Source organism: Sediminicoccus rosea (assembly GCF_033547095.1).
Taxonomy (GTDB): Bacteria; Pseudomonadota; Alphaproteobacteria; order Acetobacterales; family Acetobacteraceae; genus Roseococcus; species Roseococcus rosea.
Genome location: NZ_CP137852.1, coordinates 666,832 through 681,258, shown reverse-complemented (window position 1 = coordinate 681,258; position 14,427 = coordinate 666,832). Strand labels below are relative to the sequence as shown.

Below are 14,427 nucleotides of genomic sequence, written 5' to 3'. Positions count from 1 at the left end.
TCAGGGCGCCGAGGCGGGTGGTTTGCGCAGCGCGTGCCAGGCGCAGAGCCCGGCGGCGAGCACGCCGACCGCCAGCGCCTGGTGCAGCGTGCCGAGCGAGACCGGCACCACATGCAGCAGCGTGACGATGCCGAGCGCGTATTGCGCGCCGATCGCGGCCGCCATGGTCCAGACGGCGCGGCGGGCGAAGCCGTCGGGCAGGCGGCGCGCGGCGACGGCCGCGCCGATGGCGGCCAGCAGCGTCAGCGTCGCCAGCAGGCGGTGGTTGAACTGCACGGCGGCGATGTTGGCGGTCAGGTTGCGCCAGACGGGCTCGAGGTCGAGATAGCCGGCGGGGACGAGCTGGCCGTCCATCAGCGGGAAGGTGTTGTAGCTGAAGCCGGCGCGGATGCCGGCCACGAAGCCGCCCGCCAGCATGGTCAGCGCCGCCAGCCAGAAGGCCGCCACCACCTGCCGCCGGATCTTGCCCTGCTGCGGCACGATCTCCATCGGCGCGGGCCGCAGCAGGCCGAGCGCGGTCCAGAGGATCAGGCCGAAGAGGATGAAGGCCATGGAGAGGTGCAGCACGAGGCGATAGGGCGAGACGGCCGTGCGGTCCGCATCGAAGCCCGAGGCCACCATGAACCAGCCGATCGCCCCCTGCAGGCCGCCCAGCACGAAGAGCAGCGCGAGCCGGGGCCCGAGGCCGCGCGGGATGGCGCCGCGCGCCCAGAACCAGAGCAGCGGGACGAGATAGGCGAGGCCGATCAGCCGCCCCCAGAAGCGATGCGCCCATTCCAGCCAGAAGATCCGCTGGAAGCCCTCCATCCCGAAGCCGGCGTTCTGCAGCTGGTATTGCGGGATGGTACGGTAGAGGTCGTAGAGGCGCTGCCACTCGGCCTGGCTGAGGGGCGGCAGCGTGCCGGCGAGCGGCGCCCATTCCATGATCGAGAGGCCCGAGCCGGTCAGGCGCGTGGCGCCGCCCAGCGCAACCATGAGCCAGATCAGCCCGGCGACGGTGAGCAGCCAATAGGCGATGGCGCGGGGATTGGCGCGGCCCCCACGCGGGGCGGCGGCGGCATGGGCGGGAAAGCTGTGGGCATCGAATGGCATGACGCCCACATAATAGCCGAGAACCATGCCGCCAGCCCATGGCCCCGGCAAGAATTGCAGCGATCTCGGGCTTGTGGCCCGCAAGGCGCGCTGGTAACGCCCGCGCATGTCCGCCGCACCGCTGGTTTCGGTCGTCATTCCCGTGCGGAACGAGGCCCCGAACATCGCCCCCCTGGTCGCCGAGATCCAGGCAGCCCTGGCCGCGACCCCGCACGAGATCATCTATGTGGATGATGGCTCGACCGACGCGACGCCCGAGGTCCTGGCCGGGCTGCCGGTGCGCCGGCTGCGCCACCGCGAAAGCTGCGGGCAATCGGCCGCCATCATGACCGGCGTGGCGGCGGCGACCGGCACCTGGATCGCGACGCTGGACGGCGACGGGCAGAACGACCCGGCGGACATCCCGCACATGCTGGCCCGCGCCGAGGCCGAGACCGCCGCGGCGGGCGGCTGGGTGATGGTGGCCGGGCACCGGGTGAACCGGAAGGACAGCTGGGTGAAGCGGCGCTCCTCGCGCCTCGCCAACGGCATCCGCGCCGCGCTGCTGCGCGATGCGACGCCCGATACGGGCTGCGGGCTGAAGCTGTTTCCGCGCACGCTCTTCCAGGCCATGCCGCATTTCGACCACATGCACCGCTTCCTGCCGGCGCTGGCGCTGCGCGCCGGGGCGCGGGTGCTGAGCGAGCCGGTGAACCACCGCCCGCGCCTGCGCGGCGCCTCCAACTACGGCACGCTGGACCGGCTGGCGGTGAGCATCTTCGACCTCTTCGGCGTCGCCTGGCTGCAACGGCGCGGCAAGCGGCCCGAGATCGAGGCGCCGTGACGGCCGGCGGTGGCCTGGGCGCGGTCCCGCCCGGGCAGGACGCGCCGGCCCGGTCCTCGCGCTCGCTCGGCCTTGGCAAGCTGCTGCTCATGGTGGCGGGGCTGGCGCTGGGCGGCGTGCTGCTGAAGGCGCTGGGCGCCGCACCCGGTACCGAATGGGTGGACCTCTACATCCGCGACCAGGGGCTGCTGGGCGAAAGCCTCTTCCTGCTGGCCGGCGGGCTGGCCACCGCGGTGGGCGTGCCACGACAGGTGGTGGCCTTCCTGGCGGGCTATGCCTTCGGCACGGTGATCGGCGTGGCGGTGGCGCTCGCCGCGCAGATGCTGGGCTGCGTGCTGGCCTATGGCTGGGCGCGCGCCATCGCGCGGGACTGGGCGGAGCGGCGGCTGGCCGGGCGCTTCGGCCCACGGCTGCGCCCGGTGGTGGAGACGCTGCGCGAGAACCCCTTCGGCGCGGCGCTGGCGCTGCGGCTGTTTCCCGTGGGCAACAACCTGGCGCTGAACTTCCTGGCTGGCATGTCGGCGCTGCCGGCGGGCGCCTTCTTCCTGGCCTCCGCGCTCGGCTACCTGCCGCAGACGGTGGTCTTCGCACTGCTCGGCAAGGGCGTGCGCGTGGATGGGTTCTGGCAGCTCGGGCTTTCGGGCGTGCTGCTGGCGCTCAGCGTCGGGCTGGGGGTCTGGCTGATGGGGCGGCATCGCGCGGGACGCGCGTTGGGAAAATGACCGCCAGGCGCGCGCTGGCGGGGTGATCCCGCTCAGTTCAGCCGGTTGCGCAGCTCTTCCACCAGGCCGCGGATGCGCGCCGCCGCCTCGCCGCGCGGCTCGATCTCCAGCGCGCGGTCCAGGCTCGCCAGGGCCGCGCCGATGCGCTCCAGCCGATGCTCGATCAACCCCATCTCGCGCCAGAGCCCGGCATGGTCGGGGGCGAGGCGCAGCATGTCGCGCGTGGCGGCCAGGCCCCCCTCCAGGTCATTGGCCTGGAGGCGGCGCAGCTTGATGTTGTTCTGCAGGCGCAGCAGCACGTCGCGCTTGGTCATCGGTGCCAGCATGCCGGGCTTCAGCTCGGCATTCTCGCCCGCCACGCGCTTGATGAGCGCGCGCAGCTCGGGCGCCAGCAGCTGGTCCCCGCCGGCGAAGACGTCGAGCACGATCTGCCCGCGCGCATGCGGCAGCGCCAGCAGGAAATGGCCGGGCGCGTTCAGCCCATGCGCGCTCCAGCCCGCCGCCTCGGCCGCGTGCAGCCAGAGCACGCCCAGCGCCACCGGCAGGCCGCGCCGGCGGTCCAGCACCTGGATGAGGTTGGCATTCGCCATGTCGTCATAGGTCTCGGCGTCACCGGCGAAGCCGAATTCCCCATGGATCAGCCCGGCCAGCAGGGCGCGGCGGCGCTCGGAATCGCCCCCATCGGCCGCGGGGTCGGCGGCGGCCAGTTCCACCGCGCGGCGGGCGATCTGCGTCAGCAGCGCCTGCGCCGCCCGCCAATCGGCCGCGGGCGCGTCAATCCGCGCGAATTGCAGCGCGACGGATGCGAGGTCGAGCTCGGCATCGGGCAATTGGCCGGCGGCGTCGAGCGCGGCGCGGGCTTCTTCCTGGGGGGTGGCGGACATCGGCACATCCTAGAGCATGATGCGCCGGGGCGGAATCGCCCAGACGCGGAAGCACCCGCGCCCCACACGGGGCGGGGCGGTCAGCCGAAACGCGCCCGCAGCGCGCCGGCAAGGGCGTCATAGACGATCCTGAGCCGGGGCGATTGCCGCATATCCGCATGCGCGGCCAGCCAGAGGGGAAAGGCCGCCGTGGCGGTCTCGGGGAAGACGCGCAGCAGATCCCCGCCGGGCTCGACCTCGGCCATGCTCATCACGCCGATGCCGAAGCCCGCGCGCACCGCCGCCTCCTGCGCGGTGCGGCTGTCGGTACGGAGGGCGAAGCGGAGGGAGTCCATCGGCAGGCCCCAGCGCTCGGCCAGGCGCAGTCCCACCGGGTCCTTGTCGGGGCCGATCAGCCGGTGCCCGGCCAGGGCCCGCACGTCGCGCGGCAGGCCGTGCCGGACGACATAGCCGCGTGCGTCGAAGAGCCCCACCTCCACCATGCCGAGCCGCTGCGCGATCAGCTCCTCCTGGTCCGGCCGGGTGTGCCGCACCGCGATGTCGGCATCCCGCCGGACGAGGTTCTCGACCTCATTGGTGGCGGAGAGCTCGATCTCGATGCCGGGATGGGCCTCGGCCAAGCCAGTGAGGATGGGGGCCAGAACCCGGGCGGCGAAGCCTTCCGAGGCGGTGATGCGCACCGTGCCGGCAGCGGAATCGGTCGGCCGGGCCAGGGCGACGGCGAGCTGTGCCGCCGCGTCATCCAGCGCGGCGGCGGGCTCATAGAGGGCGAGGGCGCGCTGGTTGGGGCGCAGGCCACTCGGCAGCCGGTCGAACAGCGCCTCGCCCACACGGCGTTCCAGGGCGCGGATCTGGCGACCCAGCGTGGGTTGGGTCTGGCCGAGCTGGCGGGCGGCGGCGGACAGGCTGCCATGGCGCATCACCGCGACAAGCGCGCGCAGCTGGGCCCAGTCGGGCTGGCGGTCGGTTTCGGGCATGCGTCCATGCTTGGGTGGCCAGATCCGATGTTCAAGACATGCATGGATGCATGCCCCCTGAACAAGCTTCCGGAATCCTCCCGGGCCCCACCCGCACACATCTGCGTCCGGCAAGCGGAGGCCATAGGGGCCTACGCCAGTCATCGAAAGAGAAGAAACCGTGAAGACTTCGCTCAACGCCATCCTGTCCGCCGTCCTGCTGGCCGCCCTGGCGACCCCCGCCTTCGCCCAGGACAGCTACCCCCGGATCGTCGGCAGCGCGGATGACTACCGCGTGGATTACGGCTCGGGCCCGGTCAACAATGTGCTGGGTGGCGGCGGGGTGCGGATCACCGTCGAGGAGGAGGGCCGCCTCTCGGTCACGCATGACAATGCCGGCTTCGCCCAGACCCGCAAGGATGGGCGCGTGCCGGTCATGCTCGGCGGTGAGGATGACCGCACCGTGACCTGGGTGATGCCCGCCAGCCCCCAGGGCTGACCGCGACACGCCCTGCCACGGGCGAGGCTGGGGAGGGTGCGCCCCTCCCCGGCAACCGGCCCGCCGCCCGGCCGCAGACGGGTGCCGGGCCGCGCATCGCGCTCACAGCAGCGCCAGCTGCCGTGACGCCGCATGCGGGTTGAACTGCGTGCAATCGAGCCGGCCCGTTCCGCCCTCCCGCCGGTCCAGGCCCAGGCGGCGGAGCGCCACGTCGAAGCGGCGGGCCAGCAGCTCGGCATAGGCGCCCTCGCCGGTCTGGCGCTGGCCGAAGCGGGCGTCATAGAGCTTGCCGCCGCGGGTCTGGCGCACCAGGGCCAGCACACGGGCCGCGCGCTCGGGATAATGGGCGTTCAGCCATTCCTCGAAGATCTGGCGCAGCTCCAACGGCAGGCGCAGCAGCACATAGCCGGCGCTGGTGGCGCCGGCGCGGGCGCTGGCCTCCAGGATGCGCTCCAGCTCGGCATCGTTGATGCCGGGAATCATGGGGGCCGCCAGCACCGCCACCGGAATGCCCTGCGCCGCCAGCGCGCGCACCGCCTCCAGCCGGCGCAGCGGGCTGGCCGCGCGCGGTTCCATGGCGCGGGCCAGCTTGGCGTCCAGCGTGGTGATGGAGATGCAGACCTGCGCCAGGTTGCGCTTCGCCATGCGCGCCAGGATGTCGGCATCGCGCAGCACGCCGGCCGATTTGGTGACGATCGTCACCGGATGGCCGAAGCGCTCCAGCACCTCCAGCACACGGCGCGTCAGGCCCTGCTCGCGCTCCACCGGCTGGTAGGGGTCCGTGTTGGCGCCGAGCGCCACGGGGCGCGGCACATAGCCGGGGCGGGAAAGCTCGCGCTCCAGGATCTCCGGCAGGTCGGGCTTGAAGAGGAGCCGCGTCTCGAAATCCAGGCCGGGCGAGAGGCCGAGATAGGCGTGGCTCGGCCGGGCGTAGCAATAGACGCAGCCATGCTCGCAGCCGCGATAGGGGTTGATCGAGCGGTCGAAGCCGAGATCGGGGCTGTCATTGTAGGTCAGCGCCGATTTCGCGGCCTCCCGCGTCAGGCTGGTCCGCAGGCTCGGCATGTCCTCGGTGAGGCTGCCCCAGCCATCGTCGAAGGCCTCCACCACCTGGCGCTCGAAGCGCGGGGTGTGGTTGGACAGCGCCGCCCGGCCGCGCTGCGGGGCCAGGCCTTTATGGATCAAGGAATGTCCGCCACCATCGGGCATGGCCAAGTTCCCCTAATGTTCACGGCGGAAGGTGCGGAAATGCCGGAGAGGTGTCAAGAACAAAAAGGGAAACTCGTGAGGATTTCGGCGGTCATCCCCACGCTGAACGCGGCGCACCTCCTGCCCCCCCTGCTCGGCCAGCTCGGCGCGCTGGGCGAGGTGATCCTGGCCGATGGCGGCAGCACGGATGGCGTGGCGGAACTGCCGGGGGTGCGCCTCGTCACGGCGCCGCGCGGCAGGGGTTCGCAGCTCGCCGCCGGGGCGGCCGCCGCGCAAGGTGAATGGCTGCTCTTCCTGCATGCCGATACGCGGCTGGAGTCAGGATGGGAGGCGGCGGTGGCAGCCGCCTCGGACCAGCCCGGCGCCGCGCACCACTTCCGCTTCGCGCTGGACGATGCCTCGCCCCAGGCGCGGCGGCTGGAGGCGGCGGTCGCCTGGCGCTGCCGGTGGCTTGCCCTGCCCTATGGCGACCAGGGGCTGCTGATCTCCCGCACCCTGTACGACGCCGTGGGCGGCTACCAGCCGATCCCCCTGATGGAGGATGTGGAGCTGGTCCGCCGCCTCGGCCGCGCCCGGCTCGCGGATCTGCCGGTTTGCGCCATCACCTCCGCCGCGCGCTGGCAGCGGGATGGCTGGTGGCGGCGCTCGGCCCGCAACCTGACGACGCTCGGTCTCTACTTCGCCGGCGTCTCGCCGGAGCGGCTGGCGCGCTTCTACCGGTGAGGCGTCAGGCCCGGCCGGCCGCGCCCGAGAGCAGCAGCGGGTCCACCTTCAGCTTGGCCAGCGCCCGGCGCCAACGCGTCTCATCCGGGCCGGCGAAGATCAGGTCCTCGTCAGGGTCCACATGGAGCCAGTCATTGCGGGCGATCTCGCGCTCGAGCTGCCCGGCGCCCCAGCCGGCATAGCCGAGCGCGAGCAGGCCCTGGCGCGGCCCGCCGCCACTCGCGATGGCCTGCAGCACGTCGAGGCTCGCGGTCAGCGCCACCTCGCCGGTGACTTCCATCGAGCCCTGGGCGCGCCAATCGGCGCTGTGCAGCACGAAGCCGCGCCCCTCCTCCACCGGGCCGCCATTCACCAGGCGGATGCTGCGCGCGGGCGGCAAGGGCTCCACGCCGATCTGGCGCAGCAGCCCCTCGAAGCTGAGCTTGGGGATGGGCTGGTTGAGGATCAGGCCCATCGCGCCATCCGGCGAATGGGCACAGAGCAGGACCAGGCTTCCGGCGAAATTCGGATCCTGCATATGGGGCATCGCGATGAGCAGCTGCCCGGCGAGAGGGCTGGCCTTCGGTGCGCCACCTTGCGCGCCCCCCGGCCGCCCCGATGTGGTTTCACGTGGGGACATGGTGTGGATGTGGGGCCAGGCCTCCGCCATCGCAAGCGTGACACCCCCGCCGGAACCGCCTAAACCTTCCCGCGCAAAACCCCTTTGGAGGCAACCCCCTATGACGATCAAGGTCGGTGACAAGATTCCCTCGGCCAAGCTCATGCAGGCCACGGCCGATGGCCCGCAGGAGGTGACGACCGAGGAGTTCTTCGGCGGCAAGACCGTCGTTCTCTTCGGCGTGCCCGGCGCCTTCACGCCGACCTGCTCGGCCAAGCACCTGCCCGGCTTCGTGAACCACGCGGCCGATTTCAAGGCGAAGGGCGTGGACGCGATCGCCTGCATGGCGGTGAACGACGTCTTCGTGATGGGCGCCTGGGGCAAGGACCAGAACGCGATCGGCACCGTCGCCATGCTGGCCGATGGCAGCGCCGCCTTCACCCAGGCGCTGGGCCTCGAGTTCGACCTGAGCGCCCGCGGCCTCGGCATCCGCTGCCAGCGCTTCGTGCTGGTCGCGAAGAACGGCGTGGTGACGCATGTCGCGGTCGAAGAGCCGGGCGCCTTCGAGGTGAGCAAGGCCGAGACGGTCCTGGCCGCGCTCTGAGCGCAGCAGCCGCAAATGCGAACCGCCGCGGTGGGCCCACCGCGGCGGTTTTCGCTTCCCATTCCGGCTAAGGGGCCGGAGCCGCCCAGGCGGCAGCAGTCGAGCCCGGTCAGGGCCCGGCGAGGGTCTAGCGCCCGGCCGACTGGCTGCGCAGCTCACGCGCACGGGCCAGCACCCGGTCTTCCATTTCCGAATTCGTGGCCGTCGAGGCCGGGGCGTCCACCCACTGGTTGCCGCGCTGCACCTGGCGGAACACCTGCACGCGCACGCCGTCCGAACGGAGCTGGCGGCCGATCACATAGGCCGTCGCCTTGAAACGCTCGCCCTCGGCCTGGGGCGGCGAATACCAGTCGGTGATGATCACGCCGCCGAAGGGGTCGGCGCTGGCGAGCGGCATGAAGGACAGCGTGTCGAGCGTGGCACGCCAGAGGAAGGCGTTCACCGTCATGCCGGCACCGGCGCCGGCCGCGGCTTCCCGCGCCTGACGCGAGCGATCCACGCCGAAGACGACGAGGCCGGAATCGGTCGCGGCGCCGGTCTGGCGCAGCGCGAGTTCGCGCCGGTTGTCCGTGCCATATTCCTCATTGCCAACCTGGCGTCCGCCGGAACAGCCGGCCAGCAGCGCGAGACCGAGGCAGAGCGGGAGAATCGGGCGTGCGATCTGGATCATGGCCGGATGACTTACTGGAGCGGAACCCAAAAGAAAAGGGGCGACGGGATGTCCCGTCGCCCCCTCCCAGGTCACGTTCTGTGACGCGGTGAGTCTGGCTCAGAAGGCCAGGCGCACGCCCGTCAGGAACACATTGCTGAACGCGCGGCTCTGGATGCCCTGGCGGTTCGGGTCGAGGTCACGGCCCTGCTCACGCACCGAGTAGTAGACGTACTCGGCGATCAGATCCATGCCGGGGGCCAGGCGATAGTTCGCACCGGCGCCCAGACCCCAGCGACGCATGGTCGCGGCGTTGGTGCTGGTGTTCACGTTCGCCGGGTTGGCGTTCGTGCCGAACGCGAAGGCCGTGCCGCCGTTCACTTCCGTGATCGTGTTGCGCGTGCCACCCTCGAAGAGGCCGGTCACGAAGTTCGCACCCACGGTGACGGGGCCGACCACGTACTGACCACCGATGACCAGCTGCTCCGCGGGACGGTCACCACGCAGGGTGTTGCCCCAGAAGAAGTTGTAGTCACCGTAGGTGTAGTTCGCACCAACCGTGAAGCCGGCGTAGCTGGCCTGGAGGCCCGCCTGCCAGATGTTCATGTTGTTGAACACGCGGTACTGCTGACCCATCGTGGTCATGTCGCGAGCGGCGCTGGCGTTGATGTAGCCAACGGTGCCGGCGATGCCGACGCCACCCACGTTACCACGCCAACGGGCGGCAACCTGGAACTCGTTGCGGCGGGCAGCCTGCTCGGGGCCGGCGGCGTAGATGCCGAAGTTGCGGGCGCCGGTGAAGGCATAGGCGCGGTCGCAGTAGCCGGAGTTGGCGTTGTTCGGGCAGCCGACGTCCTCACCGATGTTCGCGTTCGGGGCGTACGACGCACCGAAGTCGAAACCGGCCCACTGCGGCGTCATGTAGATGATCTTGGAGTTGTCACCCAGACCACCCGGGGCGGTCGTCGTGCGGCCACCGGCCTGGCGGGTCACGAAGGACTCCCAGGAACCGTGCACGCCACCCGTGCCGAAGCCCTGCACCCAGCCCGAGTTCATCAGGCCGCCCATGACGCCGTCTTCGTCACCGAAGCGAACCTGACCGAAGCGCGGGTGGGCGATGAAGGCGTACATCTCGTCGACCTGGACGGTCGTCTTGCCGGCGGACGAACGGCCACCGAGCACCTGACGACCCTCGAGACCGCTGCTGTTCAGCGAGATCTGCGCGCCGTAGGTCAGGCCGTTGGCCAGCTTGCCGTTCACGATCACGTCGATGCCGGCGTCGGTCGAGATGTCGTTCTTGCCGATGCGGGCGTTGTTCACGCCATCGGGCGGAACGTTCTGCGTGCCGGAGCCGACGTTGGTCGGCAGGCCCGAGGACGAACCGTTGTTCAGCTGGCCGGTCGTGACCTGCGACTGCTGGCTGGTCTGGTTCACATAGCCATAGTAGGCCCGGAAGAAGCCACCGAGACGAACGGTCGGCGCTTCCTGAGCGGAGGCCTGGGGTGCCATAACGGCAGCGCCCACGACCGCCGAGACGACTGCCGTCGTGCCCAGCAAAATCTTGCGCATGTTATACTCTCCTCACGTGCCGGCCGGAGCCGGCTGGTTCCCCTGACCCTCCCCCTCCATCTCTGGAAGAGGCCGTAACCCTCCGGGTTGCAAAGGAACCGGGCCAAGCCGGAAACACTCCACAACCCAATGATCACTGGGTCCGGGGCGGACTATGCGTTGGTGGATTGCGGCCGGGCAACCGGCTTTGACGCCGGAACGCGACTTCCCTGAGACACTGTGTCCCGCAGGACACAATCCTTCCAGACGCCAATTCCGGCCCAGCCGGCCGCCAGCCCCCTTGGCAGCCGTCGCATCGCCCGCGCCGACATGCCCCCCAGCGCCACCGCCGGCCGGCCGGCCGCACGCGCCAGCGCCGCCCAGCGCAAGGGACCCAAGGCGGGCGCGCCCGGATGGCTCGCCGTCGGAAAGACCGGCGAAACCAGCACCGCATCGGCCCCGAGCCGCCGCGCCCGCGCCAGCCCCGCCCGGCCATGCACCGCCGCCGAAAGCAAGGCGCCGCGCCGATTCAGCAGGAAGGGCAGCAGGCCGCGCGTCGGCGCCCGGTCGGGCACGTGCAGCCCTGCGCCGATTCGCAGCGCAAGCCGCCCCTCACCCGAGACCAGCGGCACGAGCCCCCGGCGCCGGCACAGCCGGGCCACCCGCTCCGCCACCTCCGGCGGCGCCCCGCGCAGCAGCACCGCCGCGCCCCGCGGCAAGCCGCGCAGCAGAGGCGAGGGGTCCGCCAGGCGCCCCGGGTCGCTCAACAGCCAGACCGCCGGGCAAGAAGGGCGCTGGCAAGGGGACAGGATGGCGCTGGCGCCGCCTCTCCTTATTCTAAGACGCATGTTCGATGACATCGCCGCCAACCTGACCCGAATCCGCGCCCGAATCGAGGCCGCCGCCGCCGCCGCGGGGCGCCCGCCGGGCGCCGCGCAGCTCGTCGCCGTCTCCAAGACCAATCCGGTGGAGGCGGTCGAGGCCGCGCTCGCCGCCGGGCAACGTGTCTTCGGTGAGAACCGCGTGCAGGAGGCCGCCGCGAAATTCCCGCAGCTGCGTGCCGCCCACCCGGACCTGCGCCTGCACATCATCGGCCCGCTGCAGACCAACAAGGCGCGCGACGCCGTGCGCCTGGCCGACGTCATCGAAACCCTGGACCGCCCGAAGCTCGCCCTCGCCCTCGCCGAGGCCATGCAGAAGGAAGGCCGCCGGCCGGACCTGCTCATCCAGGTCAATACCGGCGCCGAGCCGCAGAAGGCCGGCATCCTGCCGGACGAGGCCGATGCGTTCATCACCCTCTGCCGCGCCACTCACGCCCTGCCCATCCTCGGGCTCATGTGCATCCCCCCGGCGGCGGAGGACCCCGCCCCCCATTTCGATCTTCTCGCGCAGATCGCCGCCCGCCACGGCCTCAAGACCCTCTCGATGGGCATGAGCGGCGATTTCGAGATCGCCATCCGCCACGGCGCCACCCATGTCCGCGTCGGCTCCGCCATCTTCGGCGCACGCGGGTAGGGGCGGCGCCTCACCCCGTCGCGCGCGCGGCGGCGGTGGCGGCGGCGGTGGCGGCGGCGAGTTGGGTGGGGTTCGCGAGGGTGCTCCAGCGTTGGTAGGCCTGAGCGACGTCCATGGGGTTGGCCGGCTGGCGGGCCAGGTTGAGCGGATCGGGTTCGTTGTTCCAGGCGGCGCGGATGCGTTCGAACGGCTGGGTCATCTCGATGGCGGACATGACGCCGGCGAGTGCCATGCCGAGGGCGCCGCCGGTAAGGCCGGCGCCCAGCGCCCGCATGGTGGGATGGATCTCGGTGCCGGTCACGGCCCGGTAGATCATGCCCACCCCCGGCAGATGGTGCAGGGGGTTCAGGCCTTCCACGATTTCGTCGAAGGTCATCTCCCCCGGGATCGGGATGGCCTCCTCAGGGCCGAGTTCGGGCCCGCGGTCGGGCGGGGGCGGGACGCTGAGGCTTCCGGTGGGGCGGAAGGCCAGGCGGATCGGGTCTTGCATCGCGGGCTCCCAGGGCGGCTCTGCCGGTCGGCCCGGCAGGCAGCGCAAGGCGCGTGCCACACGCTCCAGCTTGCACGGGCCTGCAAACAGGACCACATAGGTCCTGTCAAAAATTTCCCCGCCAGGAACACGCCATGTTCATCGAGACCGAAAGCACGCCCAACCCCGCCACGCTGAAATTCCTGCCCGGCCGCGACGTGATGGGCCAGGCCGGCACCGCCGATTTCGTGGTGGGCGACGACGCCTCCCGCTCGCCGCTGGCGACGCGTCTGCTGGCGCTGGAGGGTGTGGCGCGCGTGTTCTTCGGCGCCGATTTCATCACGGTCACGAAGTTCGACACGACGGAGTGGCAGGCGCTGCGGCCGCAGGTGCTGGGCGCGGTGATGGAGCATTTCCTGGCCGAGCTGCCGGTGATCGAGGGCGTGGGCGAGGATGCGGCCGAGGATTTCGACCCGGCCGATGCCGAGGCGGTCGCTCAGATCAAGGAGCTGCTGGACCAGCGCGTCCGCCCGGCCGTGGCCGGCGATGGCGGGGACATCGTGTTCCGCGGCTTCCGCGACGGCATCGTGAAGCTGAAGATGCAAGGCGCCTGCTCGGGCTGCCCCTCCTCGCGCGCCACGCTGAAGCATGGCGTGGAGAACATGCTGCGCCACTACGTGCCCGAGGTGATGGGCGTCGAGCAGGTCGAGGCGTAAATGACGGGCGCCCTCGACGCCGCCGCGCTGGACCAGCTCTTCCGCACGGCCCGCACGCAGAACAAGTGGCAGGACAAGCCGGTGGCGGAGGAGACGCTCCGCGCGCTGTATGACCTGCTGAAATGGGGGCCGACCAGCGCCAACGCCTCACCCGCGCGCTTCGCCTTCCTGACGAGCGATGCGGCGAAGGCGAAGCTCAAGGAGGCGCTCTCCCCCGGCAACATCGAGAAGACGATGACGGCGCCGGTCACGGTCATCGTCGCGCATGACCCGAAATTCTACGACCAGCTGCCCAAGCTCTTTCCGCATGCGGATGCGCGGAGCTGGTTCGCCGGCAACTGGTCGCTGGCGGATACGACGGCGATGCGCAACGGCACGCTGCAGGGCGCCTACCTGATGCTGGCGGCGCGCTCGCTCGGCCTCGATGTCGGGCCGATGAGCGGCTTCGACAACATGAAGGTGGATGACCTGTTCTTCGCCGATACCGGATGGAAGTCGAACTTCCTGGTCAATCTTGGCCATGGCGACCCGGCCGGGATCTTTGAGCGCGGCCCGCGCCTGGAATTCGACGAGGCCTGCCGGATTCTCTGACGCCTGACTGCGGAGCCGGGCGCCTCAGCGCGGCGCCTGGCTCACCCAGCCATCCACCAGAGGCTGCTGCGGCCCACGGCCCTGCAGCTCGGCCGCCACGCGGGCCTCGCGCCGCAGCTGCGTCATCCGCTTCTGCTCCGCCGCCCGCCGCTTGCGATCCTGCACCACGAAGACCAGGGGCACGCAGGCCAGGGCGAGCATGAAGAGGCCCAGCAGGTGCGGCGAGACATGTGCGAAGCTGCTGAACATCATGACCGACTCCAATCCCGTCCCGTCCGCCCCGCGAATGCCGTCGGGGCCACGCCGACCGGGACAACGCCAGACTGACCGTCTTCCGGTGGCTTTGCGGGGTGCCGCGACAACCCAAGGTAGAGATTCTATACCGCCCTCATCCTGAACCTCTCCTGATGCCATGATTCAGCCATCGTTCAGCCACTGCATTCCAAGGGTGGGCATGCGGCTTCGCCTTCCTGTCTTTCTGTGTGCCCTGGCACCGTTGCTCCTCGCGGTCCCGGTCCAGTCGGCGGCGCAGGAGCGGCGCGATCATGACCGCGCCCGCGCGGCGCTTGAGGCGGGCCAGATCCGCCCGCTCTCTGATCTCCTGGCCGAGGTGGAGCGCCGCTTCCGCGGCCGCGTGATCGAGGCCGACCTGGAGCGGGACGACACGCAATGGCTTTATGAGCTGAAGATCCTGCCGCCGAACGGGCGGATCTTCGTCGTCGAGCTGGACGCCTCCACCGGCGCGCTCGTGCGCTCCCGCGGGCCGGTGCAGGAGCGCGTGCCGGGCGAGGCCCAGCCCCGCCAGCCCCTGCGCTGACACGCTGCCGGA

19 protein-coding genes are annotated in these 14,427 nt (G+C 71.0%); 9 read left to right on the top strand and 10 right to left on the bottom strand.

The features are described 5' to 3' along the window. On the bottom strand, positions 1-1,092 hold the full coding sequence (locus tag R9Z33_RS03335; RefSeq protein WP_404830677.1) for a COX15/CtaA family protein: 1,092 nt from the start codon (positions 1,090-1,092) through the stop codon (positions 1-3). A 106-nt stretch (positions 1,093-1,198) separates the two neighbouring features. Between R9Z33_RS03335 and R9Z33_RS03330 the strand changes: the two genes are divergently transcribed. Together R9Z33_RS03330 and R9Z33_RS03325 are read left to right on the top strand one after the other, a co-directional pair. Then, on the top strand, positions 1,199-1,915 hold the full coding sequence (locus tag R9Z33_RS03330; RefSeq protein WP_318649891.1) for a glycosyltransferase family 2 protein: 717 nt from the start codon (positions 1,199-1,201) through the stop codon (positions 1,913-1,915). Next, positions 1,912-2,637 carry a TVP38/TMEM64 family protein gene (locus R9Z33_RS03325; RefSeq protein ID WP_318649890.1) on the top strand — a complete coding sequence of 242 codons (726 nt, stop codon included), beginning with the start codon at positions 1,912-1,914 and terminating at the stop codon, positions 2,635-2,637. The genes R9Z33_RS03330 and R9Z33_RS03325 overlap by 4 nt, the downstream gene beginning before the upstream one ends. Positions 2,638-2,669: 32 nt before the next feature. Here the strand turns inward: R9Z33_RS03325 and R9Z33_RS03320 are convergent, their stop codons facing one another. After that, positions 2,670-3,521, bottom strand: a complete 852-nt coding sequence (locus tag R9Z33_RS03320; RefSeq protein WP_318649889.1) for a SirB1 family protein — start codon at positions 3,519-3,521, stop codon at positions 2,670-2,672. An 80-nt stretch (positions 3,522-3,601) separates the two neighbouring features. After that, positions 3,602-4,498, bottom strand: a complete 897-nt coding sequence (locus R9Z33_RS03315; protein ID WP_318649888.1) for a LysR family transcriptional regulator — start codon at positions 4,496-4,498, stop codon at positions 3,602-3,604. Positions 4,499-4,658: 160 nt separating this feature from the next. Between R9Z33_RS03315 and R9Z33_RS03310 the strand changes: the two genes are divergently transcribed. Next, positions 4,659-4,976 carry a hypothetical protein gene (locus R9Z33_RS03310; protein ID WP_318649887.1) on the top strand — a complete coding sequence of 106 codons (318 nt, stop codon included), beginning with the start codon at positions 4,659-4,661 and terminating at the stop codon, positions 4,974-4,976. Between the two features lie 102 nt (positions 4,977-5,078). Here R9Z33_RS03310 and R9Z33_RS03305 read toward each other — a convergent pair whose 3' ends face one another. After that, positions 5,079-6,185 carry a PA0069 family radical SAM protein gene (locus tag R9Z33_RS03305; protein WP_318649886.1) on the bottom strand — a complete coding sequence of 369 codons (1,107 nt, stop codon included), beginning with the start codon at positions 6,183-6,185 and terminating at the stop codon, positions 5,079-5,081. Between the two features lie 75 nt (positions 6,186-6,260). Between R9Z33_RS03305 and R9Z33_RS03300 the strand changes: the two genes are divergently transcribed. Next, complete coding sequence (locus R9Z33_RS03300) at positions 6,261-6,908, top strand: TIGR04283 family arsenosugar biosynthesis glycosyltransferase (RefSeq protein WP_318649885.1); 648 nt, start codon at positions 6,261-6,263, stop codon at positions 6,906-6,908. A 4-nt stretch (positions 6,909-6,912) separates the two neighbouring features. Here the strand turns inward: R9Z33_RS03300 and R9Z33_RS03295 are convergent, their stop codons facing one another. Next, positions 6,913-7,527 carry a YqgE/AlgH family protein gene (locus R9Z33_RS03295; RefSeq protein ID WP_318649884.1) on the bottom strand — a complete coding sequence of 205 codons (615 nt, stop codon included), beginning with the start codon at positions 7,525-7,527 and terminating at the stop codon, positions 6,913-6,915. 100 nt (positions 7,528-7,627) lie between these two features. Here R9Z33_RS03295 and R9Z33_RS03290 point away from each other — a divergent pair, with 100 nt between their 5' ends. Continuing rightward, positions 7,628-8,110 (top strand): peroxiredoxin, encoded by a 483-nt coding sequence (locus R9Z33_RS03290; RefSeq protein WP_318649883.1) that lies wholly within the window; start codon positions 7,628-7,630, stop codon positions 8,108-8,110. Positions 8,111-8,237: 127 nt separating this feature from the next. Here R9Z33_RS03290 and R9Z33_RS03285 read toward each other — a convergent pair whose 3' ends face one another. From R9Z33_RS03285 to R9Z33_RS03275, 3 genes are all read right to left on the bottom strand, one after another. Continuing rightward, positions 8,238-8,780 (bottom strand): DUF3576 domain-containing protein, encoded by a 543-nt coding sequence (locus R9Z33_RS03285; protein WP_318649882.1) that lies wholly within the window; start codon positions 8,778-8,780, stop codon positions 8,238-8,240. Between the two features lie 99 nt (positions 8,781-8,879). Then, positions 8,880-10,328, bottom strand: coding sequence for a porin (locus tag R9Z33_RS03280; RefSeq protein WP_318649881.1), 1,449 nt, complete (start codon positions 10,326-10,328; stop codon positions 8,880-8,882). Positions 10,329-10,480: 152 nt separating this feature from the next. After that, positions 10,481-11,074 (bottom strand): thiamine phosphate synthase, encoded by a 594-nt coding sequence (locus R9Z33_RS03275; protein WP_318649880.1) that lies wholly within the window; start codon positions 11,072-11,074, stop codon positions 10,481-10,483. A gap of 79 nt (positions 11,075-11,153) precedes the next feature. On the opposite strand from R9Z33_RS03275, the gene R9Z33_RS03270 reads away from it, so the two are divergent. After that, positions 11,154-11,822 (top strand): YggS family pyridoxal phosphate-dependent enzyme, encoded by a 669-nt coding sequence (locus tag R9Z33_RS03270; protein ID WP_318649879.1) that lies wholly within the window; start codon positions 11,154-11,156, stop codon positions 11,820-11,822. Between the two features lie 10 nt (positions 11,823-11,832). On the opposite strand, the gene R9Z33_RS03265 is transcribed toward R9Z33_RS03270, so the two are convergent. Then, a complete protein-coding gene (locus tag R9Z33_RS03265; RefSeq protein WP_318649878.1) occupies positions 11,833-12,312 on the bottom strand; it encodes a hypothetical protein in 480 nt (159 codons plus the stop codon). 134 nt (positions 12,313-12,446) lie between these two features. Here R9Z33_RS03265 and R9Z33_RS03260 point away from each other — a divergent pair, with 134 nt between their 5' ends. Both R9Z33_RS03260 and R9Z33_RS03255 read left to right on the top strand, forming a co-directional pair. After that, on the top strand, positions 12,447-13,007 hold the full coding sequence (locus tag R9Z33_RS03260) for a NifU family protein (protein ID WP_318649877.1): 561 nt from the start codon (positions 12,447-12,449) through the stop codon (positions 13,005-13,007). Next, complete coding sequence (locus R9Z33_RS03255; RefSeq protein WP_318649876.1) at positions 13,008-13,598, top strand: malonic semialdehyde reductase; 591 nt, start codon at positions 13,008-13,010, stop codon at positions 13,596-13,598. Positions 13,599-13,622: 24 nt separating this feature from the next. Here the strand turns inward: R9Z33_RS03255 and R9Z33_RS03250 are convergent, their stop codons facing one another. After that, the gene (locus tag R9Z33_RS03250) at positions 13,623-13,847 is read right to left on the bottom strand and encodes a hypothetical protein (protein WP_318649875.1); all 225 of its coding nucleotides are present in this window, start codon (positions 13,845-13,847) and stop codon (positions 13,623-13,625) included. Positions 13,848-14,094: 247 nt separating this feature from the next. Here R9Z33_RS03250 and R9Z33_RS03245 point away from each other — a divergent pair, with 247 nt between their 5' ends. Continuing rightward, positions 14,095-14,415, top strand: a complete 321-nt coding sequence (locus R9Z33_RS03245) for a PepSY domain-containing protein (protein ID WP_318649874.1) — start codon at positions 14,095-14,097, stop codon at positions 14,413-14,415. Positions 14,416-14,427 lie beyond the last annotated feature (12 nt).

What these genes read in the sequence shown, in the direction of transcription:
- R9Z33_RS03335 (WP_404830677.1), bottom strand. Translation starts at nt 1,092, where the DNA reads ATGCCATTCGATGCCCACAGCTTTCCCGCCCATGCCGCCGCCGCCCCG.
- R9Z33_RS03315 (WP_318649888.1), bottom strand. Translation starts at nt 4,498, where the DNA reads ATGCCCGAAACCGACCGCCAGCCCGACTGGGCCCAGCTGCGCGCGCTT.
- R9Z33_RS03320 (WP_318649889.1), bottom strand. Translation starts at nt 3,521, where the DNA reads ATGTCCGCCACCCCCCAGGAAGAAGCCCGCGCCGCGCTCGACGCCGCC.
- R9Z33_RS03250 (WP_318649875.1), bottom strand. Translation starts at nt 13,847, where the DNA reads ATGTTCAGCAGCTTCGCACATGTCTCGCCGCACCTGCTGGGCCTCTTC.
- R9Z33_RS03265 (WP_318649878.1), bottom strand. Translation starts at nt 12,312, where the DNA reads ATGCAAGACCCGATCCGCCTGGCCTTCCGCCCCACCGGAAGCCTCAGC.
- R9Z33_RS03260 (WP_318649877.1), top strand. Translation starts at nt 12,447, where the DNA reads ATGTTCATCGAGACCGAAAGCACGCCCAACCCCGCCACGCTGAAATTC.
- R9Z33_RS03255 (WP_318649876.1), top strand. Translation starts at nt 13,008, where the DNA reads ATGACGGGCGCCCTCGACGCCGCCGCGCTGGACCAGCTCTTCCGCACG.
- R9Z33_RS03305 (WP_318649886.1), bottom strand. Translation starts at nt 6,185, where the DNA reads ATGCCCGATGGTGGCGGACATTCCTTGATCCATAAAGGCCTGGCCCCG.
- R9Z33_RS03330 (WP_318649891.1), top strand. Translation starts at nt 1,199, where the DNA reads ATGTCCGCCGCACCGCTGGTTTCGGTCGTCATTCCCGTGCGGAACGAG.
- R9Z33_RS03280 (WP_318649881.1), bottom strand. Translation starts at nt 10,328, where the DNA reads ATGCGCAAGATTTTGCTGGGCACGACGGCAGTCGTCTCGGCGGTCGTG.
- R9Z33_RS03290 (WP_318649883.1), top strand. Translation starts at nt 7,628, where the DNA reads ATGACGATCAAGGTCGGTGACAAGATTCCCTCGGCCAAGCTCATGCAG.
- R9Z33_RS03295 (WP_318649884.1), bottom strand. Translation starts at nt 7,527, where the DNA reads ATGTCCCCACGTGAAACCACATCGGGGCGGCCGGGGGGCGCGCAAGGT.
- R9Z33_RS03285 (WP_318649882.1), bottom strand. Translation starts at nt 8,780, where the DNA reads ATGATCCAGATCGCACGCCCGATTCTCCCGCTCTGCCTCGGTCTCGCG.
- R9Z33_RS03270 (WP_318649879.1), top strand. Translation starts at nt 11,154, where the DNA reads ATGTTCGATGACATCGCCGCCAACCTGACCCGAATCCGCGCCCGAATC.